Below are 26,783 nucleotides of genomic sequence, written 5' to 3'. Positions count from 1 at the left end.
GATGTGGCGGGACACGCCCAACGGCTACCAGCCCTCGTTGCGCCACCGGCTGTCGGGCCGCGACCGGCCCGCACGGGCAAGGTCGCTGGAGGCATGGCGGCAGGAACTGGTCGCAGACCTTGCCATCCTGCTGCAAACCACGGCCGGAGGGACGGTGCCGGCCGGATCGATGGCCGCAGGTTCCGTCCTGGGCTACGGGCTGCCCGCCTTTGCCGGCATGGCGGTGACCGACAATACCATCCTGGCCGTGCAGGGCGCCCTGCAGGCCGCCCTGGAAACGTTCGAGCCGCGGATCGTGCCGGGCACCATCCGGGTCCGGTTCGACGGGCCCGCGAACGACCAGCCGGCAGGGCAGATGGCCTTCACCGTGGAATGCACCGTGGAGGCGGTGCCGGCCCGCCTGCAGGTCACCTTGAACACTATCGTTGATTTCACCGCCGGCACCGTGGGGAACATACCACAGGACCAGAGACATCGATGATCTATGCCGGCCTCAGCCGATATTACGAGGATGAATTGCGCCACCTGCGGGAGGGGGCCGTGCTGTTCGCCCGGCAATTCCCCCAGATGGCACGCGGCCTGGGCCTGACACCCCAGCATTGCCACGACCCCGATGTGGAACGGCTGCTGGAGGGGGTGGCGTTCCTGACGGCACGGGTGCAGCAGGAACTGGATGCACGCTTCCCGCGCCTGGCGGGGCACATGCTGGAAGCGGTGAACCCCAATTATCTGGCCCCCGTCCCATCGATGACCATCGTGCAGTTCCAGCCCCGCGGCGGGGATGCCGGCCTGCCGGAGGGGCACAGCCTGCCCCGCGGGTCGCTGTTGCGGGGCGTCAACGAGGCCTGGCCGGAAAAGCATTGCCTGTTCCGGACCGCCCATGACGTGACGCTGTTTCCCATCACCCTGGCCCGGGCCGATTATGCCGGAACGCCCGCCGCCGCCCATGCGCTGGGCCTGCCGCCCGGCAGTGCAGCGGGCGCGGCGCTGCGCCTGTCCTTTACCTGCCGGCAGGGGATCACGGCCGACAGGCTGGAACTGCACGCATTGCCGCTGTTCCTGACGGGAGCGCCCGGCGTGACGGCGGCCCTGCACGAACATCTTCTGGCCGGGACCGCCACCATCCTGGTACGGCCCGCCGGTAATGGCGGTCACGGCCGGCTTCTGCCGCCTGACGCGCTGGAGCGCATGGGCCACAGGCCGGAAGAAGCGATGCTGCCCGTGCTGGCCCGCAATTTCGACGGCACCCGCCTCTTGCAGGAATATGCCGCCCTGCCCGAACGGTTCCTGTTCGTCCGCCTGAAAGGGCTGCGCCCGGCGCTGCGCGACTGTGCCACGGCGGGGTTCGAGATCGTGATCCTGTTCGACAGGGCGCACCCCCACCTGCATGCCGGCCAGGTTTCGGCCAGCAATTTCGCCCTGTTCTGCACGCCGGCCGTAAACCTGTTCGAGCGGCGCCTGGGCGCCATCCCGGTCGGCAACCGGCAGACGGGGGTCGACATCATCGCCGACCCGCACAACCCGCACGACCATGAGATCCATTCCCTGCTGTCGGTGAAGGGATATGGGGCAGGCAACCAGCACACACATGATTTCCAGCCCCTGTTCGCGGGCCAGGGCGGGCGGACTGATCCGGCGGGCCGCGCCTATTACACACTGTCCCGCCGGGCACGCCATGCCGCCGATCCCACGCCCGGCATGCCCCATGCCGGGCAGGAGGTGACGATCGCGCTGGTCGATCGCGACAATGCCCCGGTCCCGCACGCGCTGCGCTTCCTGGGCATCACCGCCCTGTGCTGCAATGGCGACCTGCCGCGCCGGCTGGCACGCGGCCAGGGCATGCTGGACCTGCATCCGGAGGAACCCGCCCCGGTGGAGGCCGTGCATTGCCTGACACGCCTGACACCGCCCCGTCGGCTGACCGCGGAAGGCGGCATCGCCTGGCGGCTGGTGTCGCTTGTATCCCTGAACCTGCTGTCCCTGCTGGACCGCGACCCGGCCGCCGCCGCCGCCAGGCTGCGCGACCTGCTGCACCTGCATGCCGACAGTGCGGACCCGGCCGTACCGGACCAGATCGACCTGCTGCGGTCCGTCGCCATCCGCCCGATCGTGGCACGCCATCCAGGTCCCGGCCCCATCTGCCACATGCGGGGGCTGGAGATCAGCCTGGGCATGACGCGGCGCGCCATGGCGGAGGGTACCGGCTTCCTGCTGGGCATGGTGCTGGACGAGTTCTTCGCCCGCTATGTCTCCACCAATTGTTTCACCCAGACGGTCGTGCTCGACGAAGAGCGCGGGGAGGTCAAGCGATGGCCGATCAGGACCGGTCGCCGCGACCAGCCATAGGGCCGGACCATCCGCTGGCCATTGCGGCCCCGTCCTATGAACTGTTCGCCGCCCTGCGCCATGCCGAGGCGTCAGCGCCCGACGCCCCGCGCCTGGGGATTTTCGGCGGCCGGCTGGAGGAAGAACCGGTCCGCCTGGTCCAGGCCGTCACCCTGGCCTTCCAGCCCACGCAGATCGAAGGGCTGGACATGATGGAGGACGGCCCCCCCGCCCTGCGCATCACGGCGCCCGGACTGTTCGGTCCCAACGGCGTCCTGCCGCTGCATTTCACCGAAGCCGTGCTGGCGACGGAAAGCCGCCAGGACGGACCGGACGGGTTCCGCTGCTTCACCGACATCTTCCATCACAGGGTCCTGACCCTGCTGTACCGTGCCTGGGCAGCGGCGGAACCCGTGGTGGGCCTGGACCGGCCCACGGGCGAAGGCGACCATTTCGCGGGCCTGATCGGCGCGCTGGTGGGGATCGACCCCGCCGCCCCGGCGACCGGCCCGGACGGCGGCACCGGCCGGACCGATCCCTGGCTGGCCGACGCACTGCGCCACCACGCGGCCACAGCCCAATCGGCCGTGCGGGGCATTGCCGGACTGGAAGCGATGATCAGCGGCCTGTTCGGCATAGAGGCCGCAATCATCCCCTTCACGCCCGCATGGCTGCCATTGCCGCCCGGCATGCAGTGGCGGCTGGGCCAGGATGGCGGCACGCGGCTGGGCGACGGTGCCGTCCTGGGCGACCGGGTGCCCGACGTTCAATACCGGGCCCGCCTGGTACTGGGGCCCATGGCGCTGGACGAGTATCAGCGCTTCCTGCCGGGCGGCGAGACGCTGGAGCGGCTGCGCGCCCTGCTGCATGTCCATGCCGGCGGGGAGATCGAGTTTGACATAACGCTGCTGCTGGCCGCTGACGCCGTGCCGGAACCCCGGGCCGGGGACGGGCTGCGCCTGGGCCTGTGCGGCTGGATCGGCGGGCGCGCCGACCCCGGTCCGGCCGGCGACCTGACCCTGTGCGCACCGGCCGGCGGCACCCCCTGGCAAAGGAACGGACCATGAGCATCAGCCGCCGGGACAACACCCTGAACAAGCTGTCGCCCCCGCTTTACGCCGCCATGGCTGCGGCCGTGGAATATTGCCAGATCAAGGGGCACGCGCTGGTGGAGCCGGTCCACCTGTTCCACCAATGCCTGCTGGCCGATGACCCGGCCCTGCGCGCCATCATGGCGCGGTCCGGCATTGTGGTGGAAAGGCTGCACCAGGATATCTGCGCCGCGCTGGAACGCCTGCCGCGTGATCCCTATCCGGCGGAGGATTTCGCCTTGTCCCTGTGGCAGGCCGTGGAGCGGGGATGGGTTGTCGCCTCGCTGCTGCAGGGGGCCGGCATGGTGGACATGCGCCATCTGCTGATCGGCATGCTGGAGGATGAAGGGCTGGCGCGCGTGCTGGCGGACATGTCCTTGCAATTCACCCGGATCGGGTTTGAGGCGCTGAGCCTGGAGGTGGGGGCGGAAGGTGCCGGACCGGCCGTGGCAACCGACGATGCCGGTCCGGACGCACCGGAGAGGCCGGCCCCCGCCCTGATGGGCCGCCGCGACGCGCTGAACCGCTTCTCGACCGACCTGACGGCGCGGGCGCGGGAGGGGCGGATCGACCCCGTCACGGGCCGCGACGCGGAAGTGCGCCTGATCATCGACATCCTGATGCGCCGGCGGCAGAACAATCCGATCCTGACCGGGGAGGCCGGCGTCGGCAAGACGGCGGTCGTGGAGGGGCTGGCCCTGCGCATCGCGGCCGGAGACGTGCCGCCCGCCCTGCGCCAGGTGGAATTGCGCAGCCTGGACCTGGGGCTGCTGCAGGCAGGTGCGGGCATGCGCGGGGAGTTCGAGCAGCGGCTGCGCCAGGTGATCGACGAGGTGCAAGCCGCCGCCACCCCCGTGATCCTGTTCATCGATGAGGCGCACACACTGGTCGGGGCCGGCGATGCCGCCAACCTGCTGAAACCCGCCCTGGCCCGCGGCACGCTGCGCACCGTCGCCGCCACCACCTGGAGCGAGTACAAGCGGTATTTCGAGAAGGATCCGGCGCTGACCCGCCGCTTCCAGGTCGTGGAGATCCCGGAACCGTCGGCGGCGACGGCCATCGACATGTTGCGCGGCGTGGCCGGCCCGCTGGCCGCCCATCACGGCGTCCAGATCCTGGACGAGGCCGTGGAAGCCGCCGTGACGCTGTCCCAGCGTTACATCCCCGCGCGGCAATTGCCCGACAAGGCGGTCAGCGTGCTGGACACGGCCGCGGCCCGCGTCGCCATCGGCCACCATGCCGTGCCCGCCGCCCTGCAGGATTGCCGCCGGGCCATCGCGGCCCTGGAAACCGAGCAGACGACGCGGAGGGCCGAGCATGATATCGGGCTGGACGCGGCGGAGCGGATCGCGCGGATCGGGGAGGAACTGTCCGTCCTGCGCGAACGCCAGACCCTGCTGGACCAACGCTGGGCGGACGAGAAGGCGCGCGTGACGGCCATCCTGGCCGCGCAGGCCCGGCTGCGCGGTGAAAACGGGTTCCCGGACCGGGGTCCCCTGCTGGAGAGCCTGGCGGCCATGCGGGCCGAGCTGGAGGCACGCCAGGGCGAGACGCCGCTGCTGGTGCCGGCCGTCGGCGCCCAGGCCGTGGCCGAGGTGGTCGGCGACTGGACCGGCATCCCCGTCGGCCGCATGCTGCGCGACCAGTCCGAAACCGTGCTGGCGCTGGCCGACAGGCTGGCGGAGCGCGTCATCGGTCAGGACCATGCGCTGGAAAGGATTGCGCAGCGGGTGCAGACCGCCAGGGCCGGGCTGGACGACCCCGGCAAGCCCGTCGGCGTCTTCCTGCTCTGCGGTCCCAGCGGCGTGGGCAAGACCGAAACCGCCCTGGCCCTGGCCGACCTGCTTTACGGCGGTGAGCAGAACCTGATCACCATCAACATGAGCGAATTCCAGGAGGCGCACACCGTCTCCACCCTGAAAGGCGCGCCGCCGGGCTATGTCGGCTATGGCGAGGGTGGGGTGCTGACCGAAGCCGTCCGCCGCCGCCCGCACAGCGTCGTGCTGCTGGACGAGGTGGAGAAGGCCCACCCGGACGTGCATGAGATTTTCTTCCAGGTCTTCGACAAGGGCGCCATGGAGGATGGCGAGGGCCGGCGCATCGATTTCCGCAACACGCTTTTCCTGCTGACATCCAATGTCGGCAGCGGCATGACACGCGAACTGTGCCGGCACGGCACCCCGCCCCGGCCGGAGGATATTGCCGCCGCGCTGCGGGAACCGCTGCTGGCCGTCTTTCCCGATGCGCTGCTGGGCCGGATGGTGGTGCTGCCCTATTATCCGCTGGGGTCCGCGCAGCTGCGCGCCATCATCGGCCTGCAACTGGACCGCATCGCCCGCCGCGTGGCCGCAACGCGCCGGCTGCCCTTCACCTATGACGACCGCACCATCGCGCATGTGCTGGAACAATGCGTGGAGACCGACAGCGGCGGGCGCATGATCGACGCCATCCTGACCGGCAGCATCCTGCCCACGGTGGCCCACGCGGTCCTGAAAGCCGGCACGGGCGGGCCGCCGGTGACACGGGTGCATGTATCGGCCGATCCGGCAACCGGCTTCCTTTACGATTTCGGGCAGGAAGCCGTCGGACCCGGTGACGACGGGAAGGCGGAGGCCGGATGACACCGACGCAGGCCAATCGCGCCTTTGCCGTGGCAACAGCACTGCCGGAAGATACGCTGCTGCTGTACCGCCTGTCGGGCACCGAGGCGCTGAGCCGGCCGTTCGAATACAGGCTGGAACTGCTGACCACGCAGTCCCGCCTGGACCTGGAGGGGCTGCCCGGCACCGACATGACGGTGCGCATCCGCCGCCAGGACGGGGAGGAGCGCCATGTCAACGGTATCGTCACCGACATCGCCCAGGCCGGAACCCACCAGCGCTATAACCTGATCCGGGCCACGCTGCGGCCCTGGTTCGGGTGCCTGGACCATACGCGCGACAGCCGCATCTTCGAGAACAGGAGCGTGCCCGACATCGTGCGGGAGGTGCTGGCCCCCTACCCGTTCGCAGCGGTCGAGACGCGGCTGACCGACAGCTATGACCCATGGGAATATTGCGTCCAGTATCAGGAAAGCGATTTCGCCTTCATCAGCCGCCTGCTGGAGCATGAAGGCATCCATTACCGTTTCCGGCACGCCAATGGCCGCCACATCCTGGTCCTGTGCGACAGCAGCGCCGCCCACGACCCGCTGGACCCCGGACCCGCCCTGCGGTTCCGGCAGGAGCCGGACGATCTGGCCCGGTCGGTCAGCGAATGGCAATCGACGCGCAGCCTGCAGGGCGGCCGCCATGCCGTCGGCGATTTCGATTTCGAACAGCCGGGCAAGGCATTGCGCCATGCCAGCAGCATGCAAGGCAGCCATCCGCTGTCGGACCTGGAGCGGTTCGATTATCCCGGCGGCATGACCTACCGCCCACGCGGACGCCGGGCGGAAGCCGGCGACACCATCGCCCGGCGGCGGATGCAGGCCGTGGCGGCGCAGCGGGTGCTGTGCGACGGGCGCACCCTTGTCCGCGAACTGGCCGCGGGCACCCTGTTCACGCTGACCCACCACCCCCGGCCCGACCAGAACCGCGAGTATCTGGTGGTGGAGACCGGCATCGAACTGCGATCCGATGCGTTCGACCAGGGCGAGCCGGCGGATGCGCCCGTGCCCGCCTATCAATGCCGGTTCCGCTGCGTTCCGTCCGATACGGTCTTCCGGCCGGCCAGCCTGACGCCCTGGCCCCGCATGCACGGGCCGCAGACAGCCATCGTCACGGGAAAGGCCGGGGAGGAGATCTGGGCCGACCGGTATGGCCGGGTGAAGGTGCGCTTCCACTGGGACCGCAGCGGCCGCAGCGGGGAGCGCACATCCTGCTGGATCCGGGTGTCGCAGTCCTGGGCCGGGGGGGAATGGGGCGCCCAGTTCCTGCCGCGCGTGGGGCAGGAGGTGATCGTCGATTTCCTGGATGGCGACCCCAACCGGCCCATCATCACCGGCCGCGTGTATAATGGCGACGCCCTGCCCCCCTTCGATCCGGAAAGCCAGGGCACGATGTCGGGGTTCCGCAGCCGATCCAGCAAGGGAAACGAGGGCTGCAACGAACTGCTGTTCGAGGACAAGGCCGGGCGGGAGCGGCTGTTCCTGCGGGCCGAGCGCGACATGGAACGCCATGTGCGCCGCGACGACGTGGCCGGCATCGGCGGCGACCGGCATCTGGGTGTGTCGGGCCAGCAGCGCATCCGGGTGGGCGGCGACGATCATCATATCGTGGAAGGGGACGGCTTCCGGCAGGTGGACGGCTCGGCCAGCCTGATCGTGGGGGAGGACCAGCATCAGCGCGTGGGCCAGCTTGCCGCGCTGGAAGCGGGTACGCAAATCCATCTGAAGGCCGGCACCAGCATCGTGCTGGAAGCCGGTGCGCAGGTGACCATCAAGGCCGGCGGGTCCTTCATCACGGTCGGTCCGGAGGGGGTCACGATCTCCGGCCCCATGGTCCGGGTGAACAGCGGGGGTGCCCCCGGCCAGGGGCGCGGGGCGACACCGGGCACGGCCGAACCGCCCCGCAGGCCGCCACAGGGCGGACGCGGCCGGGAACCGGCCCCCGCTGCCGCAAGGGACGCACCCAGGTCAGCCGGGCCGGCGGGCACACATCCCGTGGCCCGGCAATTGCGCCAGGCGCATCTGGATGCCGCCGCCTTCTGCGAACCCTGCGGGGAGACATCATGATGCGGCCGGACATGCTGGACCGGGTGAAGGCCGGATTGTTTGCCGGCACCGCCGCCACCTTCGCGGTCGTGGATGGCGCCGCCTGTCCCGATCTGGCGGAACGGCTGGACCGGCATGGCACGCGGCACGCCTGCCTCTATCTGGAACGGCTGCACCCCGAGGTGGCCGCCGCCGCACCCCATCTGGTGGCCCTGGAACCGGGGGACGGGTTCACCGACTGGTTGCTGTCGGGCGGCTGGGGACGGGCCTGGTGCATCTTCGCGCAGGCCGATGCGTCACTGCCCCTGCTGCGCCGCCATTTCCGCCGCTTCCTGATGGTGACGCTGGCCGATGGGCGGATCATGCGGTTTCGCTTCTATGATCCCCGCGTGCTGCAGGCCTTCCTGCCCACCTGTTCCCCGACCGACGCCACCCGCCTGTTCGGGCCGCTGCGATCACTGATGACCGAGGCCGAAGGCGGCCGGCAGATGCTGCGCTTCATGCCCGTGCCGGACGCGCCCCCGCTGCGATCGGCCATCGACCTGATGGCGGCCGGCACATGAGAAGGGGGCGCCCGAAAGCGACGCGGACAGGAGGTATCCCATGCCATTGCAGGTGATATCCGGCGCCATCATGGCCTGCACGCACGGCACGGCACCCGCCCGGCTGACGGTCCAGCCCGGAGCGGGCGGCCTGACAGGGGGCGCACCACCGGCATGCATCACCGACCACCGTCCCCGGGTGAACATCCCGCCCTTCGGCCTGTGCATCAGCCTGGCCAACCCCGCCGTCGCCGCCGCGACGGCGGCGGCCCAGGGCGTACTGACCCCACAGCGCTGCGTGCCGGCGACATCCACACCCTGGACGCCCGGCAGCCCGACGGTCGGCATCGGCCACATCCCCGCGCTGAACAGTCGAAGCCGCTGCCATTGCCTGTGGCTGGGGGTGATCAGCATCACGTATCCCGGCCAGACGACCTGCATCATCCCCTGAACCGGCCGCGCAGTCCCCACGCGATGCACAAGGCCAGCAGCCCCAGCCCAAAGGCCAGAGGCTGCCAGATCAGCGGCATCGGGCGCAGCACGGCCCGGTCGGGCCGGCCCGGGGCCACATGCACCGTGACCGGCGCACCCGGCGGGTGCCGGGCCACCCGTTCCAGCAGATCAGCCGGCGGCGGTTTCCCACCCTTGGCATCGGCAGTCTGGCTATCGTCGCTGTAGCGGTCACCGACATAGGTGCGGCCATCCACCTGATAGCGATAGCGGATGGTGAAGGTCCAAACGGGGGAAGAAAGGGAACCACCGCTGCTTTGATACGACCGGATGATCTTCAAACTGCTTTCCAGCACCCGGCCATCCACCTGTTGCCAGCCGGCCTGTTCGTGGAAACGGTGCAGAAGAAAGACACCGACGAGGATGGCGATGCTCGCGATCAGCAGGCCCAGTACCATCACCCGGCGTTGCCTCATATCATCACCCGGCGCTGCCTCATCGGACAACCTGCCAGGTGCCGTCGGGACAGCCCAGCGTCACCTCGAACCCGTCCATCCGCCCGGCTGCACCGATCCTGATGGCATCCGTACCGTCAGCCCGCAGGGCACGGGCAAGGCGAAGATCAGACGACCATGACAAGCGGAACTGTGCGGAACGGGCCATTTCCACCCGGAACCCGTCCTGCCGGCGCAATGCCGCCAGCCCGTCCCGCAGGCCCGCATCCATGTGCGGACCACCGATATCCAAGGCGAGCCCGATCTCATCATGCTTCAGGCGCAGCATATCGAGCAGTTCGGTATCCGGCCCCCTGGCCAGCAATGTTGCCAGCCTGGCCACAACGGCACGGGCGCTGAGCAGAATATCCGGATCATCCGGACGCATCACAGAGGGAAACGTCGTCCACAACCAGATCGGCCAGGGACCTGCCAGGTCGAACCTTTCCGACGCCTTGAAAGGGTTTTCCCCAGCGGCGGGAAGGGTGATCGAGACCAGCGAACGGCCGGGGTCTCCGTTATCGGGATCGACTATCTGCACAGCCACGGTGACGCGGTCATCCACAGCGCCGGTGATCTCCACCTCCAACAGGTTCTCGCCGGCACGGATATAGGGTTCCAACCGACTGCTGCTGCGCTCTCCCGTCAGGTCATTGACCAGCAGAAAGCCATTCACCCAAATCGTCAGCCGGGCCGGCACAGAGCCCGCGTGACTGTCGACATGAAGCTGGACCATTATAGTCACATCCGACCTCCATTTTTCGAATTATTATTTATTTTCTATTGATTTTGATTAAAATAATTCGCAAAAATTGCACATTTTTTCTTCAATTAATATTATTCACCATAGATTTATTTCGCTAATTTCATCTTTTATTTCATTGAATATATTCCACTCCCTTTCATAATTAATCAAACCCCAAGCCATCTTAAATTCTACGTTGATCCTTAAAGGAGAAAATACGAAATTTGTTTTAATTTTTGGATTCTCACCATCCAAAGCATAAACACCGCCATTTACTTCGATACTCGATATTCCAGAAAAACTTGCCCTTAATATATCTTTACTTAATACTAAAAGCTCTATTGCAGGCTCTACGCTTCCGGAACCAATCACTCTTATTGAAATTGATTTCGATTCGTATCTTCCGTTATGAGGCCAATATGTGCGAATACCATTCGCTTCGATATCCACCCCCAAGGCAATATTGAGAAAGAAGCCGGCCTTCAAATATTTGTTGATCAGTGGCGGTGTTGGAATTGCCAGAATCCGATATGAAGCATCGGTACCCAGAAATGGCGCCAGCGACCCTGTCATCTTCAAAGAGCAATAGGCGAGATGGCTGCCCTCATCCTCTTCCCATTGCGCGGTAAGGGATATTTCCTTGCCCTCCCTGATTTTCCAGTTCTTCTCGCGCCGCCCGCGGAAGGTACGGACCTTGAACGCCTCCCCGACGGGAAGGCCCTTCGACAGCTTTTTCAAACGATCCAGCAGATTCTGCAGATCGACGGAGAACTTCACCTGACCCGACGGATATGCCGCCACCTTCACCGTCCGCCCCACCCCGCCGCATGTCTGGACGCTGACCATGCGGATGGTGGGGGAAACCTTGTGCAGTCTGTGCGGAAGGATGCCGGCGGCGGCCGGTGCGCGTATCTTGAATTCCGCCGTCCCCGGCTCGCGGCGGTCGATGTCCGTACCGTCCACGCGCAGGCGGAAACGGTCGCCGCAGTCGCCGGCGGCCAGGGCAGCAACGCTGACCTTGTCACCGGCAACGCTATCCGCGACCACCATCAACAGGTTGTCCCGCGCCGCCCGGCCATGTCCACATCGGACATCAAAGGAAGACAGCTTGCAGGGGCATTTATCGTCGGCCACGGGCGGTGGCGCAGAGGGGTGGGCCGATAATTGCGGTCCGACCGGACAGGCGGCCATTGTCCCCCGCGTGCCGGCATTCTGTTCCGCCACGGCACGGTCCTGGCGGACCCGTTCTTGCCGTGCCTCGGCCGTGGGCGTTGTATATCCCCCCCCTTCGGCGACGTAGCGGTCCATCCAATCCTGCTGGAAAGCACCGTATTCGGGATCACCGGGGTTAGGGGTGGGCTTGTATTTCCGCGCGGTCTCGGCGTTGGCGGCGGCAACGGCGCTGGCCTTAAACGGTTTGGTCGCGACCCTCATGTCCTGGCCTCCGCCCGTCCGGCTTCCTGTTCCACCCCTTTCCAAAGCAAGGCCGCGCGGCTCTCTCCCGTCGCGGCCAGGGCAGCGGGCACCCAGGCGAGTTGCGACCGCGTCTCGAAGCCGATGCCCAGCGTCAGCGCAGCATAGAGGTAGGCCACCGCCTCCCCCATGGTGACCATGCCGTGCAGATCCGCCCGCCGCAGCAATCCGTCCACCATATCCCGGAAAGCTTGTCCGGGATAAAGCGCCGCCACCTCCGGCAACAGCACGGCCAGTTGCTCCGCATGACGATCAACCCAAACGGGCCAGGCCGCCGCCTCCAGCACCTTCACCTGATCGTGATCGATCCGCAGCATGGAGCCCCGAAACTGTCGCTTGTCATGGAACACCGTGCCGGAAGGGTACCGGCCGCCCGCCCCCTTACAGGGACATGGCTTACCGGACAGCACGGTGATGGCACATTTCTACATGAGCCTTCAACGAAGAGTAATTGCAAAATTAACCCAATCCAGCAGAAATTTATTTTGTGATTATAATTATAATCGAATTCTCTATTATTCTTTCATTTTGATTAATAATTTGGATTGAATTTCTTTCCGTTATGCACAATGAATTTTAGAAATATCCATCTTCTTCCACAATTGCAAATCCCCTAATGCATATCCCTGGCCGGAACCACCCGGAACGGCTGACTGCGATGGGCGGAAAGCATCGGAAATCATTGATAAGTGGATAATCATGATAAGATTTCTGCATATAAATCGATGCACCCTTCCTTACGCCCAACACCATCACCGCAGGGGGCGCCTGCCGGGGCCAGGCATGACGGGGCTGGCGCTGGCGCTGGGGTGGCCGGTGACAGCATCGGCCCAGACACAAGAGCCGCCAGGGCTCCCCCAAACGCAGCCGGAACTGCCGCAGAACCTGATGCAGCAGAACCGCCCCCAGGGGCCTGCCGCCGCCTTCAACTGGCCGGAAGTGGATGAGGACCTGCCCTATCTCTCGCCGCAGGACCCGGCATTCAGGCTGCGGGACATTGAACTGACCGACACGGCGCCCGCTGACACGCCTCTCCTGGCTCCGGGGCAATTGGCGAAGATCTACGAGGAATACAAGGGAAAGACCATCACGGTCAGCACCCTGTTCACCATCCGGAACAGGCTGGCCGCCGAGTACCGCAAGCATGGCTATTTCCTGACCCGCGTCATCCTTAGGCCCCAGACGCTGTCGCCGGGCGAGGATGGCGAAACCGTGTACATGGATGTCGTGCAAGGCGTGATCACCGATATCGAGCTTGCAGGCGATGCGGGGCCCGTGGGCGGGCGCATCCTGGCCATGGCCGGGCGGCTGAAAGACCGGACGGGCGTCAGGATGCAGGATGTGGAACGGCTGCTGCTGCTGATCCAGGATCTTCCCGGCATCGCGGTGCGCGCCCGGTTCAGCGCCGCCCCGGACAGCCGGCGGAACGGCCAGGTGCGCCTGACGCTGGAGGTGGCCCGCACGGCCTATTCCGGGATCGCCAATATCGATAATCGCGGATCATCCTTCGTCGGTCCGTGGCAGATCGGAGCCGGCCTGTCCCTGAACGCCATGACATCCCTGGGCGAGCGGGTGGAAGCCTACCTGTTCTCCGCCGGTGGTCAGGAACAGCTTTACGGCCAACTGGCCGTCACCCTGCCGGTCGGGCTGGATGGCACGCTTTTGCGCGTGCATGGCGGCTATGGCCCCTCCCGCCCCGGCGGCACACTGGGCCAGGCCGGGTTTGAAAGCACGGTGCTGGTGGCTGGCGCCACGCTGTCGCATCCCGTGATCCGCAGCCGGCGCACGAACCTGACGCTGGCCGCCGGCGTCACCGTGAACAATGCCGATATCGACCTGAACCCGCCCGATGCCACCAGCCAGCGGCTGAGCGAAAGCCATCTGCGCGTGCTGCGCCTGTCAGCCGATCTTTCCTATCTGGATGGCTGGCGCGGTGCCACGCAATTGTCCGCCGCCTTCGATCGCGGCCTGCATATCTTCGGCGCCACGCCCCGCAACGCCGCCCTGACGGCGCGGCCGCAAAGCACGCCGGAGATGGACAAGCTGTCGGCCCGGATCACCCGCCGGCAGGCACTTGAAAGCTGGGGGACGGTCGATCTCGACCTGGTGGCCAGCCTGGTGGGCCAATATGCGTTCGACGTGCTGCCCCCCAGCCAGAAGGCGCAACTGGGCGGCATGGAGATCGGCCGCGGCTATTATTACGGACAGTTGACGGGCGACCATATGGCAGGCGGTTCGCTGGAACTGGTCGCAACCCGGTCGCTGGACTGGTCATTGGCCGGCTCCTCCACCGGGCTTTACGGCTTTTACGATTACGGCACGGTCTGGAACATCGCCGACAGCGACCCGCCACGGCGCCACCTGCATTCGCTGGGCGGCGGCATGCGCCTGCGCCTGGGCCGTTTCGCGGAGCTGGAGACCGAATATGCACGGCGGCTGTCCCGCAACCCCACAGCCGCCATCGGCGAACGGCTGGGCAAGGACAAGGTCTCCATCAAGCTGACCGGCAAATTCTAGGCACCGGACAACCGGCCAAGAACAGGAGAGGACGGATGCACACCCACATCACCGCCATGGCCGGCGTGCCCTGCCCCCGCCCGGTGCGCCACCGGCGGCCCTATGGCGGCCTGCCGGCGCGGCTGCGGGCGGGATCGGCGATCGGTGTCGCGCTGGCCGCAATGGCCATGCCGGCAGGGGCCGGCCCGACGGGCGGCCAGGTGGTGGCCGGCCAGGCCAGCATCACGGCCACGGCCCCCGGGGTCACCACCATCCAGCAGGACAGCAACAGCGCCATCATCCATTGGGACCGGTTCGACCTGGCGGCCGGCGAGCGTGCGCAATTCCATCAGCCCGGCGCCAATGCCGTGGTACTGAACCGCGTGGTGGGCAACGACCTGTCGCATATCGCGGGCCATGTCACGGCCAACGGCAAGCTGTTCCTGATCAATCCGCACGGCGTGGTCTTCGCGGCCGGGTCCAGCGTGGATGTGAACACGCTGGTCGTCTCCACCGCCGACATCGCCAACCGCGACTTCCTGGAGGGCCGCTATCGTTTCGACCGGGCCAGCCCCGTGGATGGGGCCCGGATCAGCAATGCCGGCACCATCACCGTGGCCGAGGCCGGGCTGGCCGCCCTGATGGCGCCGGCGGTGGAGAATAGCGGCGTGATCGCGGCGAGACTGGGCACCGTGGCACTGGCCACGGGCCGGCGCTTCGCCGTGGATTTCCAGGGCGACGGGCTGGTTTCGTTCGAGGTGGCCGAAGGTGCAGCGGGCGGAAGCATCGAGGCCGGTGGCCTGATCAGCGCCGACGGCGGCACCGTGCTGATGACCGCCGCACAGGCCGGCGGCATTCTGGACAGCATCATCCGCGTCACCGGCGGGGTGGAAGCCAACAGCGTTGATGTGCGGGATGGCAGCATCATCCTTTACGCGGGCGATGGCGGCCGGGCCGAGTTGCACGGCCGGCTGGCGGCGACGGGCACCAGGGACGGGGAACAGGGCGGACAGGTGCGGATCGATGGCGGCATGGTCGGCCTGATGGCCGAGGCCCGCATCGACGTGTCGGGAAGGGCCGGCGGCGGACAGGTGCGTATCGGCGGAGAGGTCCGGGGCGGCGACGGCACCACCCCCGCGGCGAAGCGCACCTATGTCGACCCCGGCGCCACCATACGCGCCGATGCCATGGCCCGGGGCGATGGCGGTGACATCGTCGTCTGGTCGGAAGAGGTGACGCGGTTCGGCGGCACGATCAGCGCACGCGGGGCCGCGGGTGGCGATGGCGGCTTTGTCGAGGTGTCGGGGCGCGAGCATCTGGTGTTCCAGGGGCGCGTCGATGTGGGGACACAGGCCGGCGGCAGGGCAGGCACCATCCTGCTGGACCCGCGCGACCTGATCATTGCGGATGCCGGGCCGGACAATGGCCTGGTGCTGGACGCCACGCTGGCCTTTTCCGCCATCGACGAGGATACCAACGCCACCCTGACCGCCAGCTTGGTCAGCAACCTGACGGGCAATGTCGTCCTGCAGGCGTCGCGCAATCTGACCATCGATGCCACCCTGGACTTCGCCGACCCGGCCACCAGCAGCGTGACCTTCCAGGCCGGCGACAGCATCAATATCAACGCCACGGTGGAAAGCAGCGGTGCGGCCCTGAATTTCCACGCCGCCCATGATCCGCAATGGGCGGGATACAATGCCGAAGGACGCATCCAGGTGGCCGCAGCACTGGGGTCCGACAGCACGGGCGACATCCTTCTGACCGCCGGCACGGGCGGGATCGGGGGCGGGATCGGGCTGGGCGCCGATATCACCACAGGCGGCCTGGCCACGCTTTCCAGCCGGGTGACGCTGGAAGCCGATGTCATCATCACCAGCACGGCCACCAGTATCGACCCCGCCACCCCGGCGCCCGGCGGCATCAGCCTGGCCGCCGTGACGGGGGGCGGACATGCCCTGACCCTGGATCATGGCGCCGGCGCCCTGACCCTGAACGGCGTATCCGGTGCGTCGGCGCTGATGCTCGACGGGACGGGCACACGGCTTCTGAACACGGGCACCTATGCCACCACGGCCGAACCACCGCTGGACCTGGGGGCCGTGACGCTGGACGGGATCATCACCCTGGGGCAGGCGACCCGGTTCGGCGACAGCCTGATCGCCGGTCCCGTCATCATCCAGGCGGGTACCCATGACGTGACCTTCACCGGGACCGTGATGGCCGATGCGGCCAGCACCGATCCCGTCCGGTCACTGACCGTCAACAGCCTGGGAGCCACCCTGTTCGAGGCCGATGTCGGCGTGGGAGAGAATGCGGCCCTGGCCTTTCTGGAGACCGACAGGGGACGCACCGGCACCCAGAACAACGGTACGCTTGAGCTGCGCGGCAATGTCGTGACGACGGACGGCCAGATCTATCGGGACCGGCGGGTCAGGCTGGCGGGCAGCCTTTACGAGACGACGGGTGCCACGGGCGGCATCTCCTTCCAGGCGGTCCTGGCCGGCAGCGGCGTGGATCTGGCCGGCAACGCCATGCTGCGGGCCGCCGCCGGCATCCAGCTTTCCACCGGCATCCAGGCCGCCGCTGTGCCGGCACCGGGGACGGCCCCCGTGCTGACCATCGCGCGGGGGGCGGGGCCGCTGGTCTTGAGCGGCGTGGCCGGGGTGGCGGCACTGAACCTGACCGGGACAGGGACGGTCACCTTGCAGACGGGCACCTATGCCCTGGCCGGTGGCACGCCGCTGATCTTCGGCAATGTCACCCTGGCCGGCGTGCTGACGCTGGGCCAGGATACCAGCTTCGCCGACAGCATCCTGGGTGCCTCCACCCGGATCGAGGCGGGCAGCCGCAATGTCACCTTCACCGGCCGGGTGGATTCCGACGGCGTCCAGAACCTCCGCACCCTGACGGTCAACAGCCTGGGTACCACCATCTTCCGCGGCGATGTCGGCGGCCGCGCCGCCCTGGGGGCGATCGAAACCGACAGTGGCCGGGACCCGGCACTGGACAATGGCGCCCTGCAACTGCTGGGCAGCGTGTTCACGACGGGAACCCAGCTCTACCGTGACCGGTCCGTCCTGCTGGCGGGCGGGCAGTACGCCACCCATGCCGGGGGTAGCAACGGCAACCTGTTCGCCATCCTGGGCACCGGCGGGCAGACCATCCTGGGCGCCGACACCTTGGTCACAACCGGCAGCGGCGGCGCCATCTTCGCGCAGACGGTGAATTCCGCGGCCGGCGCGCCGCTGCGGCGGCTGACGGTAAACAGCCGGGGCCTGACCCGGTTCGATGCCGATATCGGCCGGCGGGTGGCGCTGGCCGCGCTGGAAACCGACAGCGGCGGCATGCCCGACGGCGACCATGGCACGCTGGTCCTGGGCGGCAGCGTCATCACGGCCGGCAACCAGACCTATCGCGACCGGTCCGTGACCCTGTCGGGGGGGCTTTATGATACCGGCAATGGCGGAGATGGCGGCGGGGATTTCACCCTGTCATCCATCGCGCCCGATGCCGGCATCCTGGTGACCGGCACCACGGCCATCCGCACCGGCGGCGGGACTGCCGGCTTCGCCACCGCCATCACGGGCGCGCCCGGAGCCACGCTGGCCATCGACACGGGCAGCGGCGCCCTGGTCCTGAATGGCAGCACGGGCCTGGACAGGCTGGCGCTGACCGGAACGGGCACGCGGTTCCTGCATGCCGGCCTTTACAGCACCAGCGGCGACGACATCCTGGAAACGGGTGACGTGACGGTGAACGGGCGGCTGGTCTTCGGGCGGGAAACGCGGCTGGGCGCCGTGACGCTGGCGGACGGCACAGCGCTGGAGGCCGGGGGCAACCTGGAGACCGGGGGGATAGCCGGCAACGGCTTCAACCTGGATCTGACAGGTGCCGGCGACATCACGCTGGCCGGTGCGGCCGGGATCGGGACCCTGTCCATCGACAAGGTGGATGGCGGCGTCCGCCTGGCCGGTCCGCTGGAAGCGGGCCTGCTGCGCAGCGACGGGCGGTTGGCCCTGGTGCTGGCGGGTGGTGGCAGCGTGGGGGACCTTGCATTGTCCCATACGGGCAGTCTGGCCGTCACCGACGGCTTTGCCTTCGCCGGGACCGCCGACCTGACGCAACCGGACCGCAGCCTGACGCTGGGCGGCACCATCACGGCCGGCGGTGAACTGACCCTGGGCGATGCGCTGCTGTCCGGCGATACGACGCTGAACAGCAGCGGCAGCCGCATGGGCCTTGTCCAGGGGGCCGGGCATGATCTGGGCCTGACCGGATCGGGCACCGACAGGGCCGGTGCGCTGGAGGGGATCGGAACGCTGATCCTGGACAAGGCGGATGGCAGCGTCACCCTGGTCGGACCGGCGGCGCTGGACGGGCTGGTGACAGCCGGTACCTTCGCGCTTGTCATCGGCGGCGGCGGCACGGTGGGAAGCGTGACGCTGGGCCATGCGGGATCACTGGCCATCACCGACGGTTTCACCTTCACCCAAGGTGGGGTTCTGGCCGGAGCGGGGCGCAGCCTGGCGCTTGGCGGCACGATCGGTGCGGGCGCCGCACAGACGCTGACCCTGGGCGATGCCGTCCTGCTGCGCGATACGGCGCTGGTCAGCGACGGTGCGGCGATCGACGCGGGCTCCATCACCGGCGGAGGGCACGAACTGGCGATCACCGGCAACGGCATGGTCACCACATCGGCCCTGGCCGGGATTTCCACCCTGGTGCTGGACAAGCGTGACGGGAGCGTCCTGACGGCGGGCAGGGTTGAAACCGACCTGCTCCGCACGGCAGGGGATTTCGACCTGACCCTGGCAGCCGGTGGCCAGGTGGGCAGCGCCGTACTGGGCCATGGCGGCAGGCTGGCCATCACGGCGGGACTTGGACTGGGCAGCGATACCGATCTGTCATGGGCCGGGCGCCAGTTGACGCTGGCCGGCCGGATCGACGCGGCATCCCACCGGCTGGATATCGGTGATGCCGGCCTGTCGGGCGGCACCGAGGTGACCAGCGGCGGCACGCAGGCCGGCACCATCACGGGCAATGGCCATGACCTGAGCCTGTCCGGCACCGGCGCCGACAGCATCGGCAACCTGGAAACCGTGGCGACCCTGTCCCTGGACAAGGCCGGCGGCAGCGCCATTTTCACCGGGGCCGTCCAGGCCGGGACGGTCGCCAGCACGGGCCGTTTCGCGCTCTCGCTGGCGGGTGGCGGCAGCGGCCGCGTGGCGCTGGCCCATCGCGGGGCGCTGTCCATCACCAGCGGTTTCACCTTCGCCGGGAACACCGACCTGCGCATGGAAGGGCGCGACCTGTCCCTGGCCGGGCTGGTGCGGGCCGATGGCGGCAGCCTGACACTGGGAGCCGCCAGCCTGACCGGAAACACCGAGCTTTATGCCGTCAATATCACGGCCACGGGGCCGCTATCCGGCGGGCAGGCGGCGCTGACCGCCATGGCCGCGGAGGACCTGACCCTGCAGGGTAGCCTGACATCGGGCAGCCTGACGGCAACGGCGGGCAGGATCACCCTGGCCGATGCCGCCACCACCGGAATGATGCGACTGACCGGATCCGCCGCCCAGGGGCCGGGCATCACCCTGAACGGCCGCTACACGGCCAGCGGCCTGATCACCACGGGGGCGACGGTCCTGGCCGGGGACAGCGTGGTCCGCACCGGCAATGGCGGCACCGACTTCAACGGCACCCTGACGGGCACGCACGCGCTTTTCCTGGAAAGCAGCGGCACAACCCGCCTGGGCGGCGATATCGGCCTGTCCCGGCTGGACGTTGCCGGCACGGCCATCATCGCAGCCGCCCTCGTGGAAACCACGGGCACGCAGGATTACCGGGGCGATGTCCGCCTGGCCCGCGACACCGCCCTGCGCGGCAGCCATATCCGTTTCGCGGGCCCCATCCTGTCGGCAATGGCGGCCAATGGGGGTCAGGGCACCGGTCCGGCCGCCCTCAGCGTGACGGGCAGCGTCACCGTGACGTTCGGCGGCGATATCGGTCAGGCCGGCAGCGGCGATGCGGCATCGCAGGCGCTGCGGTCATTGACCGTGGCGGCACCCGATATCGTTCTGGGGCAGTCGCCCGATGCCGGCATCATCGTCCGCACGGCCGGCAACGCCGCAGGCGCGGATGCCGGGGATCAGACCTTTACCGGTCAGGTCCGGCTGCTGGCCCGCACCGTGCGCCTGGACACCACCAATGCGGGCGCCAGCACGGGCGGGAATACGACACTGGCCCACGGCGGCGACCTGTCCTTCAGCCATATGTCGGGTGCCGACACGGCGGTCACCTGGTGGATCGGCACGGGCAGCGTCCAGGGCGTGCCGGGCAGCACACGGCCCGACATCAACCTGGGCGGACTGACCATCTCCGGCTTTGGCGGGCGCATGGATATGACAGGCATCATCAACGGCATCAGCGATCCGGTGGCGGCCCAGATCGTGCGCAAGGACATTCCGCGCAGCAACGACATGCGGCTGAACGGCTGCGCCGTGGGCAGCCCGACCTGCATCGTCATTCCCATTCCGGCGCTATCGGTGCCGCAACAGACCTACAGCATCAACTTCCAGCAACCGGTCAGCCTGGACAGCCAGTTGCCGCTGACCCTGGGACGGGGGAACGAAGACCTATGGTGAGCCGACCGAAGCCTTCCGCACCGGCCCCCGCCCGGTGGCGATATGCCGGCCTGCTGGCCCTGGCCCTGCTGCTGCCCCCCGCGGCGGTGGGAAACACACCGGCCGCCCCGCGGGAGGGTGTGTGGTCCCCCGTCGGGAAGGACACCGATGGCCGGGAATGCTCAGCGCGGGCCACCCGCGAAACACCGCCGGAGATCCCCGCCGACCAGGCCATCAGCGTCGCCTGCGGACGGCTGGACCGGGCCCCCAACCAGATTTTCGTGGCATCGGCCACGAACGAGGCCGTGGCCGCGGGGTGGAACCGCTATCGTGAGCGCGTGCTGAATTGCGGACCGGAAGAACCCCTGCCCTTCCCCGCCGCCGGCACGCAAGGCCGCATCTGGCACTGCAGCCCGGTCAATGCCAGTTGGGGTTATGTCGCGCTGACCGTCACCATCGGCGAGCGCCAGTATTATGCCATCGGCCAGGGGTCGGCGCAGCCGGCCCTTCTCCAGGCGATCGGCGTCGCCTCGGGCCGTCTGGCGACCGCCCCCCAATCCACCCCCACCCGCGGGGACAGCCGTATCCTTTATGAACGATACATGGATGACGGCCGCGTATACGCGGCGGCCGAGCAATATGTGAAAAGCGAGGATGCCTTCCGCCGGGCCCTGGAAATCCATCAGCAGGTCAATGGCGCCAACAGCCCCGGCGCCACGGAGATTCTGCTGCCCCTGGCGCTGATCCTGTCCAACCAGGGCCGCATGCCGGAGGCGGAGCGATATTTCAGGGACGCAGACGCGCTGTTCCGGGGCCAGCCATCGATTGCGCACGGCGTTCACCTGGCCATGCACCATGCCAACATGCATTGTTTCGCAAGCGCCCATTCCACCCTGGCAAAGCTGGAAACCTGGCTGCGGAGCCGGCTGGAATGGCAGGACGCCGACCCGACCGATCCGCGGGCCAACGCCGACGCGGCGCGCACCGGGCGGCGGCATGACGCCCTGAACGTGCAGGTCACCCTTTCCCCCACCCAGGCCACATTGACGCCGGCCCAGTTCGACGAGGTTCTGAAGACCCTGCTGTATCTGAAGGCGGAACTGCAATACCGGGAACGGCTGGAAAACACGACGCGGTCGCGGGCGATGCCGACGGACTGCCCCCCTTCCCCGCCAAAGGCCCAGGCGCAGGCACAACCAACCGCGGGCAATCCGAAGGACGCTGCCATCCGGGCTCGCCAGACGCTGGAAATGCTGAATGGCATGGACAAGACGCCATCGGAACAGGCCATCGTCGCCTTCATGCTGCGGACACGGTCGATGACCTATCTGGCCCTGGACGAGCCCGAACCGTCTCCCGACGACATCGGTGCCGCCATTGAAGACCTCAACCAGGTCATCCGCATCCTGAACAAGCTGAACATGCAGGAGCGGCCGCTGGCCGTGGCGCATCTGCGCCTGGGAAAGGCCTACAAGCTGCGGGGCAAGACCGATGATGCGCTTGAGCATTTCGAGAAGGGAGCGGACCTGCTGCTGAAGCATGAACAGTTTGCCACCATCGACATGCTGGAGCCCTATATCGCGACCCTTTACGAACAGAGCGGGCGGGCGGGTACGGACGCCGCCGGTCTCCGGCAGCGCATGCTGGTGCTACAGCAACTGCTGGGGGACGGCGCCACGGCCCGTTCCATCGCCGCCGCCGCCACCCGCGCCGAAAACCGCCCAACCGATACCATCTCCGAAGAGGAGGAAATTTAGCATATCCGCGAGCAACGCGCCCTCATCCAGACATTACGGCAGGCCCGTAGCGGCACAACTCTTGTGCAGGCGGAAAGGGAATTGCGCGATTGGGAGAACCGCCGCGCCAACCGGCTGCGGCGGCAACAGCAGGATGCGGAAGCGCGGCTTCTGCGACAACGGGACGAACACGCCCGGTTGGCATTGAGCATGCCGGATACCTCTCAACCGCGCATCGCCGAGCTTGACACCAGCAATCAACAGTTGCTGGCCGATATCGAACGGATCAAGGCCGAACTGAACGACCTGCCGCGCGCCGCGCTGCTGACCCAGGGGATCATCCAGCCCGAGCGACTTTTCAACCAGATGCAGCCCGACGAGGCGATCGTGACCTTCTTCGTCGGCCACCGGCACACCTATGGCATGCGCGTCAACAGCGACCGCACCATGGAGGCCTGGCGCACCGACCTGACCCTGGAACAGGCCACGCAATGGGTCGACGACATCATCGCCTCGGTGGCGGTGCCCCCGGGCTCGAAAATCCGACCCTATCCGGTGACGAAGGCACACTCCCTTTACGTCGGATTGTTCGGTCAGGATATGCAGAGGGTGCAGGGGGTGGAGACGATGACCATCGTCGCCGACAATGTGCTTGCCCGGTTGCCCTTCAGTGCCCTGGTCACCGGCGACATATCCCGGCATACGGAAAATGACACGGAAACCAAAAGCGAGTTGAACCAGTTGCGGCAAACGCGCTGGCTGATCGATACCGTCGCCGTCGCCCATGCCAGCAGCCTGAAAAGTCTTGTTCTTCTGCGGGAACTGGCGACTGACGTAACGCCTTCGGAGAAATATTATATCGGTTTCTCCACACCGGATCAGGCATCCGACCTTCAATTCGACATGCTCGCATATGGCGCCGCCCCTCCGGCTTCCGGGATGTCATCTGATGGTCTTCTCGATTCCGATCAGCTTCGTTGTGCGGAAGAAGCCAGATGGATCCGAAATCTGGGACCGCTGCCTCACGCACCGGAGGAAATCGATGAAGTTCGCAAGAGACTGAACCTGCCCGCGTCCAGTTCGCTTACAGGCACCTCCTTCCGGCGGCAGACATTGATGAACCGTGACATGGCCGGATATCGCATCCTCCATTTTGCCAGCCATGCCGTTCTGCCACAGCCACAACACACATGTATTCGCGAGCCAGCCCTGCAGATCTCCCTGATCCGGAGCCCGCGGACGCGCGCAGCGGCATGTTGACAATGAGCGAGATCGAGCACATGACCCTCAACGCCGATCTTGTCGTCCTTTCCGCATGTGACAGCGGGGGAGCAGGAAGCGTTGAATCACAAGAGGCGCTGTCCGGTCTGGCGCGGGCCTTCTTCTATGCCAATGCCCGCGGCCTGGTGGTTTCCGCCTGGGCTGTCAATGATCAGTCCACAAAACACCTGATTCTTCAGATGATGACCATCATCGGAAAAGAAAATAAATCCCCGGCAAAAGCCCTGAGGGACGCACAGCTTCACATGATAAACAATAATGGAGATAATAAGGATTTACTCCCCAATTATATACACCCTTATTATTGGGCTCCATTTATCGCCACAGGAAATGTCACGCAAGTAATTTCTATGACGAACATTGCACTCGATACACCAGATACATAATTGCATAGAAGTTCATCATAAAATCCCTAGAACGAAGGAGAAGGAAATGAAAATCATCAAGATAATCGGAGCATCAGCGATCATTATCTCCTTAACAATCGATCCATCTTTCGCTCAAGGAAACTCAAGTTCCCTCCAACATACGGAAGAAGAGCTAGCAAATGACGCCTGCGTCATTTGGAAAGAATTAAGCGAATGGTTGCCACCTGCTTGTGTGGATGAGGAACATTCCACACTGGCCATCGCCAGCGGAACAAGAAGTGGGGCACAATTTTATATGTACGCACACAACGTGCCCGTACAGGAACGGATACGACATACCCCGCCAGAAAATGGCAAGGTTTTGCTTGGTATAGAATTTAATAACAATTCATATCAAGTCACGGAAAACTTCAAAAAGATAATTACAAACATATATGGGGTCGTCGCGGGAAATCCCGGTATATTATATGAAATAACAGGCCACGCCAACAGAACAGGCATCTATCAACGAAATCTCACATTATCGGAGAACCGAGCAAAGGCAGTACATGACGCCGTCCTGAGGAACTTCAGAACCAACTACAAGCCTGCTCCAGAGAACCTATCCTGGTCCGGGAAAAGCTGGGATGAGCCACTTCCGCATATTTCCGACCCGAAGGATGGCAGGCACCGGCGTACTGAAATTCAGGCGGTCAAACGCCAACGCGGCTCCTGACGAGCCGGCCGGCCCCTGGTGACCAGAGACCGGCATCCGACCAGCAACCGGCACCGTGCTTTTCGCCAAGGCGGCCAGTGTTTCTCCAGATTTTACAGGAATGGAACATGTGTGCGATACGAACCGACAAACCGGATGCCGATAATCAGATCGGGGCTACAAGTCCTTCCCATACACCAACCATAAAAGATGTGGCGGGCGGCACGGCGCCGGAAACAGGTACAGAATTGGACATTGTTCAGAACAGCGCAATCGGCCAGGATTACGAAATCAGCGATTGCCTGGGAGATGGCGTTTATAAGGCAACAAAAAGGGGAAACAGAAAAACTTACATCATAAAGAAAATTGATGAAAAATATAAGAGATCATTTGACTCTCTGAAAGAAATAAAAACAAAAATCATGAACGGAACAACCAGCCAATACAGCAGTATATATTATTACATTTATGAGTATATTGAAGGAATTACACTTGAAAATTATATTAATAAATATGAATCAAAGAGAAATTATGCAGAATGGATATATCCATTCACCTTCCAGGTGACAAAAACCCTGGGGGCCCTGCATGCCAAGGACGTTTACCACCGCGATGTGAGCCCAGCGAACATCATTCTGCGCAACGGGAACCCGAAGGATCCGTGGCTGATCGATTTCGATATAGCTCTGTTTCCAGACCATGCCCCACGTCACGGCGTTGTCGGCACTGCGAGCTTTCGTTCGCCGGAGCATGGCAACCCCAACACCTATTGCCCGGCTTCTGACCTGTATAGCTTGGGGAAGATTCTCGCTTATATCCTGGGGGACCGCGAGCCAAGCACATTGAACCCAGACGATCTACCGACCCCCTGGAACAATCACGTCCGTTGGATGGTTAATAATAATATAAATAGTAGACCTCAAAGCGCGCGAGATTTAATAAATAATCTAAAAAAATCCAATAATAATGGGCAAAGTATAATTAATATTATTGTTGTTTTATTATTATTAATTTCCATCGTCGTCCTTATCTATTTTTATAAAGATATAGAAGATAAATTCTTCCCACCCAGCCGCCCCTCTGATGAAACTCCCCCTCCCCCGCCGCCCCCCCCGGTGCCTGCCCCGCCATTGACACTCGATAAGGCGCGGCAGCTACTTGCCGCGTCGGCTGGTACCGATTGCGAGGCCTTGCGGGTCCGGGAAGTCGGTCCCAACAATCTGGCGATCGACGGGCTTGTCGGTGATGATGGGGCCGGCTGGCAGGCCCTGCTGGACCGCTTGAAGGGCGAAGCAAACGGCACGTGGCTGGATGATAATGTCCAATCCTTCTCATCATCGGTCTGCACGCTGCTGCGGTTGATCCGGCCACGCTGGATGGAGGCCGACAATCACGGGCTGACGACAAAAGCTGTGCTGTCGGCCGGCGGCAGTCTTGACGTCACGATGCAGAACACGCAACCGATAGCGGGGCATTTTTTTGTCTATATGTTCGTCATACTGGACAATGGCGAGGTCCGGAAGCTGAGCGAAAATGCCGTCTATGATCTGCGCACCGCAACCGTCATCGGTCCGGAGCGTTTCGCTGCACTGCCGGCCGGCCGGTCGCTGGTGCTGGGCCTGCTGGCCAGGACGGGCATGCCCAGGACACAGCGCCTGCCGGCCCGGACCGATCTGGACACCCTCATCAGCGCCCTGGATTCCGATTGGGACCCGGACCCGGGGGCAATCCTGGTCAGTTGGACCGTGTATCAATGAACGGGCAGGCCC

General features: G+C 65.6%; 18 protein-coding genes. 14 read left to right on the top strand and 4 right to left on the bottom strand.

The annotated features are described in order from the left end of the window. The first annotated feature begins 1 nt into the window (after position 1). The 7 genes from ABC728_RS06535 to ABC728_RS06505 are packed head-to-tail and all read left to right on the top strand — an operon-like array spanning position 2 to position 9,102. Positions 2 to 481, top strand: a complete 480-nt coding sequence (locus ABC728_RS06535) for a type VI secretion system baseplate subunit TssE (RefSeq protein WP_416619065.1) — start codon at positions 2 to 4, stop codon at positions 479 to 481. After that, on the top strand, positions 478 to 2,346 hold the full coding sequence (gene tssF / locus ABC728_RS06530; protein ID WP_416619066.1) for a type VI secretion system baseplate subunit TssF: 1,869 nt from the start codon (positions 478 to 480) through the stop codon (positions 2,344 to 2,346). Before ABC728_RS06535 ends, tssF begins: the two co-directional genes overlap by 4 nt. Further along, complete coding sequence (tssG, locus tag ABC728_RS06525) at positions 2,310 to 3,392, top strand: type VI secretion system baseplate subunit TssG (RefSeq protein ID WP_416619067.1); 1,083 nt, start codon at positions 2,310 to 2,312, stop codon at positions 3,390 to 3,392. The genes tssF and tssG overlap by 37 nt, the downstream gene beginning before the upstream one ends. Further along, on the top strand, positions 3,389 to 6,037 hold the full coding sequence (gene tssH, locus ABC728_RS06520; RefSeq protein WP_416619068.1) for a type VI secretion system ATPase TssH: 2,649 nt from the start codon (positions 3,389 to 3,391) through the stop codon (positions 6,035 to 6,037). The genes tssG and tssH overlap by 4 nt, the downstream gene beginning before the upstream one ends. Further along, positions 6,034 to 8,130: a type VI secretion system Vgr family protein gene (locus ABC728_RS06515; protein ID WP_416619069.1), complete on the top strand. Its 2,097-nt coding sequence runs from the start codon at positions 6,034 to 6,036 to the stop codon at positions 8,128 to 8,130. Before tssH ends, ABC728_RS06515 begins: the two co-directional genes overlap by 4 nt. Beyond that, a complete protein-coding gene (locus ABC728_RS06510; protein ID WP_416619070.1) occupies positions 8,127 to 8,672 on the top strand; it encodes a DUF4123 domain-containing protein in 546 nt (181 codons plus the stop codon). Before ABC728_RS06515 ends, ABC728_RS06510 begins: the two co-directional genes overlap by 4 nt. Before the next feature lie 40 nt (positions 8,673 to 8,712). Continuing rightward, on the top strand, positions 8,713 to 9,102 hold the full coding sequence (locus tag ABC728_RS06505; protein ID WP_416619071.1) for a DUF4280 domain-containing protein: 390 nt from the start codon (positions 8,713 to 8,715) through the stop codon (positions 9,100 to 9,102). On the opposite strand, the gene ABC728_RS06500 is transcribed toward ABC728_RS06505, so the two are convergent. The 4 genes from ABC728_RS06500 to ABC728_RS06485 form a co-directional block, all read right to left on the bottom strand. Further along, the gene (locus ABC728_RS06500) at positions 9,092 to 9,577 is read right to left on the bottom strand and encodes a DUF3592 domain-containing protein (protein WP_416619072.1); all 486 of its coding nucleotides are present in this window, start codon (positions 9,575 to 9,577) and stop codon (positions 9,092 to 9,094) included. The genes ABC728_RS06505 and ABC728_RS06500 overlap by 11 nt on opposite strands. Positions 9,578 to 9,596: 19 nt before the next feature. Further along, the gene (locus tag ABC728_RS06495) at positions 9,597 to 10,331 is read right to left on the bottom strand and encodes a hypothetical protein (protein WP_416619073.1); all 735 of its coding nucleotides are present in this window, start codon (positions 10,329 to 10,331) and stop codon (positions 9,597 to 9,599) included. Positions 10,332 to 10,436: 105 nt separating this feature from the next. Then, positions 10,437 to 11,774 (bottom strand): hypothetical protein, encoded by a 1,338-nt coding sequence (locus tag ABC728_RS06490; protein ID WP_416619074.1) that lies wholly within the window; start codon positions 11,772 to 11,774, stop codon positions 10,437 to 10,439. After that, positions 11,771 to 12,130: a hypothetical protein gene (locus ABC728_RS06485; RefSeq protein ID WP_416619075.1), complete on the bottom strand. Its 360-nt coding sequence runs from the start codon at positions 12,128 to 12,130 to the stop codon at positions 11,771 to 11,773. Before ABC728_RS06485 ends, ABC728_RS06490 begins: the two co-directional genes overlap by 4 nt. Before the next feature lie 466 nt (positions 12,131 to 12,596). On the opposite strand from ABC728_RS06485, the gene ABC728_RS06480 reads away from it, so the two are divergent. The 7 genes from ABC728_RS06480 to ABC728_RS06450 all read left to right on the top strand — a co-directional run bounded on the left by ABC728_RS06480 (position 12,597) and on the right by ABC728_RS06450 (position 26,771). Further along, positions 12,597 to 14,330, top strand: coding sequence for a ShlB/FhaC/HecB family hemolysin secretion/activation protein (locus ABC728_RS06480; protein WP_416619076.1), 1,734 nt, complete (start codon positions 12,597 to 12,599; stop codon positions 14,328 to 14,330). Positions 14,331 to 14,365: 35 nt separating this feature from the next. Continuing rightward, positions 14,366 to 20,956: a two-partner secretion domain-containing protein gene (locus ABC728_RS06475; protein WP_416619077.1), complete on the top strand. Its 6,591-nt coding sequence runs from the start codon at positions 14,366 to 14,368 to the stop codon at positions 20,954 to 20,956. Further along, positions 20,950 to 22,692: a tetratricopeptide repeat protein gene (locus ABC728_RS06470; RefSeq protein WP_416619078.1), complete on the top strand. Its 1,743-nt coding sequence runs from the start codon at positions 20,950 to 20,952 to the stop codon at positions 22,690 to 22,692. Before ABC728_RS06475 ends, ABC728_RS06470 begins: the two co-directional genes overlap by 7 nt. An 81-nt stretch (positions 22,693 to 22,773) precedes the next feature. Next, the gene (locus ABC728_RS06465) at positions 22,774 to 23,931 is read left to right on the top strand and encodes a CHAT domain-containing protein (protein ID WP_445376384.1); all 1,158 of its coding nucleotides are present in this window, start codon (positions 22,774 to 22,776) and stop codon (positions 23,929 to 23,931) included. Between the two features lie 2 nt (positions 23,932 to 23,933). Beyond that, a complete protein-coding gene (locus tag ABC728_RS06460; protein ID WP_445376383.1) occupies positions 23,934 to 24,338 on the top strand; it encodes a CHAT domain-containing protein in 405 nt (134 codons plus the stop codon). 46 nt (positions 24,339 to 24,384) lie between these two features. Further along, positions 24,385 to 25,035 (top strand): OmpA family protein, encoded by a 651-nt coding sequence (locus ABC728_RS06455; RefSeq protein WP_416619080.1) that lies wholly within the window; start codon positions 24,385 to 24,387, stop codon positions 25,033 to 25,035. 107 nt (positions 25,036 to 25,142) lie between these two features. After that, a complete protein-coding gene (locus ABC728_RS06450; protein WP_416619081.1) occupies positions 25,143 to 26,771 on the top strand; it encodes a protein kinase domain-containing protein in 1,629 nt (542 codons plus the stop codon). The last annotated feature ends 12 nt before the right edge of the window (positions 26,772 to 26,783 follow it).

Source organism: Niveispirillum fermenti, from assembly GCF_052474395.1.
The sequence above is the reverse complement of the archived record's forward strand: the minus strand, read 5'-3'. Positions and strand labels throughout refer to the sequence as shown.

Bases quoted from the DNA above. Each gene is read 5' to 3' on its own strand.
- ABC728_RS06535 (WP_416619065.1), top strand. From the start codon at position 2: ATGTGGCGGGACACGCCCAACGGCTACCAGCCCTCGTTGCGCCACCGG.
- tssF (WP_416619066.1), top strand. From the start codon at position 478: ATGATCTATGCCGGCCTCAGCCGATATTACGAGGATGAATTGCGCCAC.
- tssG (WP_416619067.1), top strand. From the start codon at position 2,310: ATGGCCGATCAGGACCGGTCGCCGCGACCAGCCATAGGGCCGGACCAT.
- tssH (WP_416619068.1), top strand. From the start codon at position 3,389: ATGAGCATCAGCCGCCGGGACAACACCCTGAACAAGCTGTCGCCCCCG.
- ABC728_RS06515 (WP_416619069.1), top strand. From the start codon at position 6,034: ATGACACCGACGCAGGCCAATCGCGCCTTTGCCGTGGCAACAGCACTG.
- ABC728_RS06510 (WP_416619070.1), top strand. From the start codon at position 8,127: ATGATGCGGCCGGACATGCTGGACCGGGTGAAGGCCGGATTGTTTGCC.
- ABC728_RS06505 (WP_416619071.1), top strand. From the start codon at position 8,713: ATGCCATTGCAGGTGATATCCGGCGCCATCATGGCCTGCACGCACGGC.
- ABC728_RS06500 (WP_416619072.1), bottom strand. From the start codon at position 9,577: ATGAGGCAACGCCGGGTGATGGTACTGGGCCTGCTGATCGCGAGCATC.
- ABC728_RS06495 (WP_416619073.1), bottom strand. From the start codon at position 10,331: ATGGTCCAGCTTCATGTCGACAGTCACGCGGGCTCTGTGCCGGCCCGG.
- ABC728_RS06490 (WP_416619074.1), bottom strand. From the start codon at position 11,774: ATGAGGGTCGCGACCAAACCGTTTAAGGCCAGCGCCGTTGCCGCCGCC.
- ABC728_RS06485 (WP_416619075.1), bottom strand. From the start codon at position 12,130: ATGCTGCGGATCGATCACGATCAGGTGAAGGTGCTGGAGGCGGCGGCC.
- ABC728_RS06480 (WP_416619076.1), top strand. From the start codon at position 12,597: ATGACGGGGCTGGCGCTGGCGCTGGGGTGGCCGGTGACAGCATCGGCC.
- ABC728_RS06475 (WP_416619077.1), top strand. From the start codon at position 14,366: ATGCACACCCACATCACCGCCATGGCCGGCGTGCCCTGCCCCCGCCCG.
- ABC728_RS06470 (WP_416619078.1), top strand. From the start codon at position 20,950: ATGGTGAGCCGACCGAAGCCTTCCGCACCGGCCCCCGCCCGGTGGCGA.
- ABC728_RS06460 (WP_445376383.1), top strand. From the start codon at position 23,934: ATGAGCGAGATCGAGCACATGACCCTCAACGCCGATCTTGTCGTCCTT.
- ABC728_RS06455 (WP_416619080.1), top strand. From the start codon at position 24,385: ATGAAAATCATCAAGATAATCGGAGCATCAGCGATCATTATCTCCTTA.
- ABC728_RS06450 (WP_416619081.1), top strand. From the start codon at position 25,143: ATGTGTGCGATACGAACCGACAAACCGGATGCCGATAATCAGATCGGG.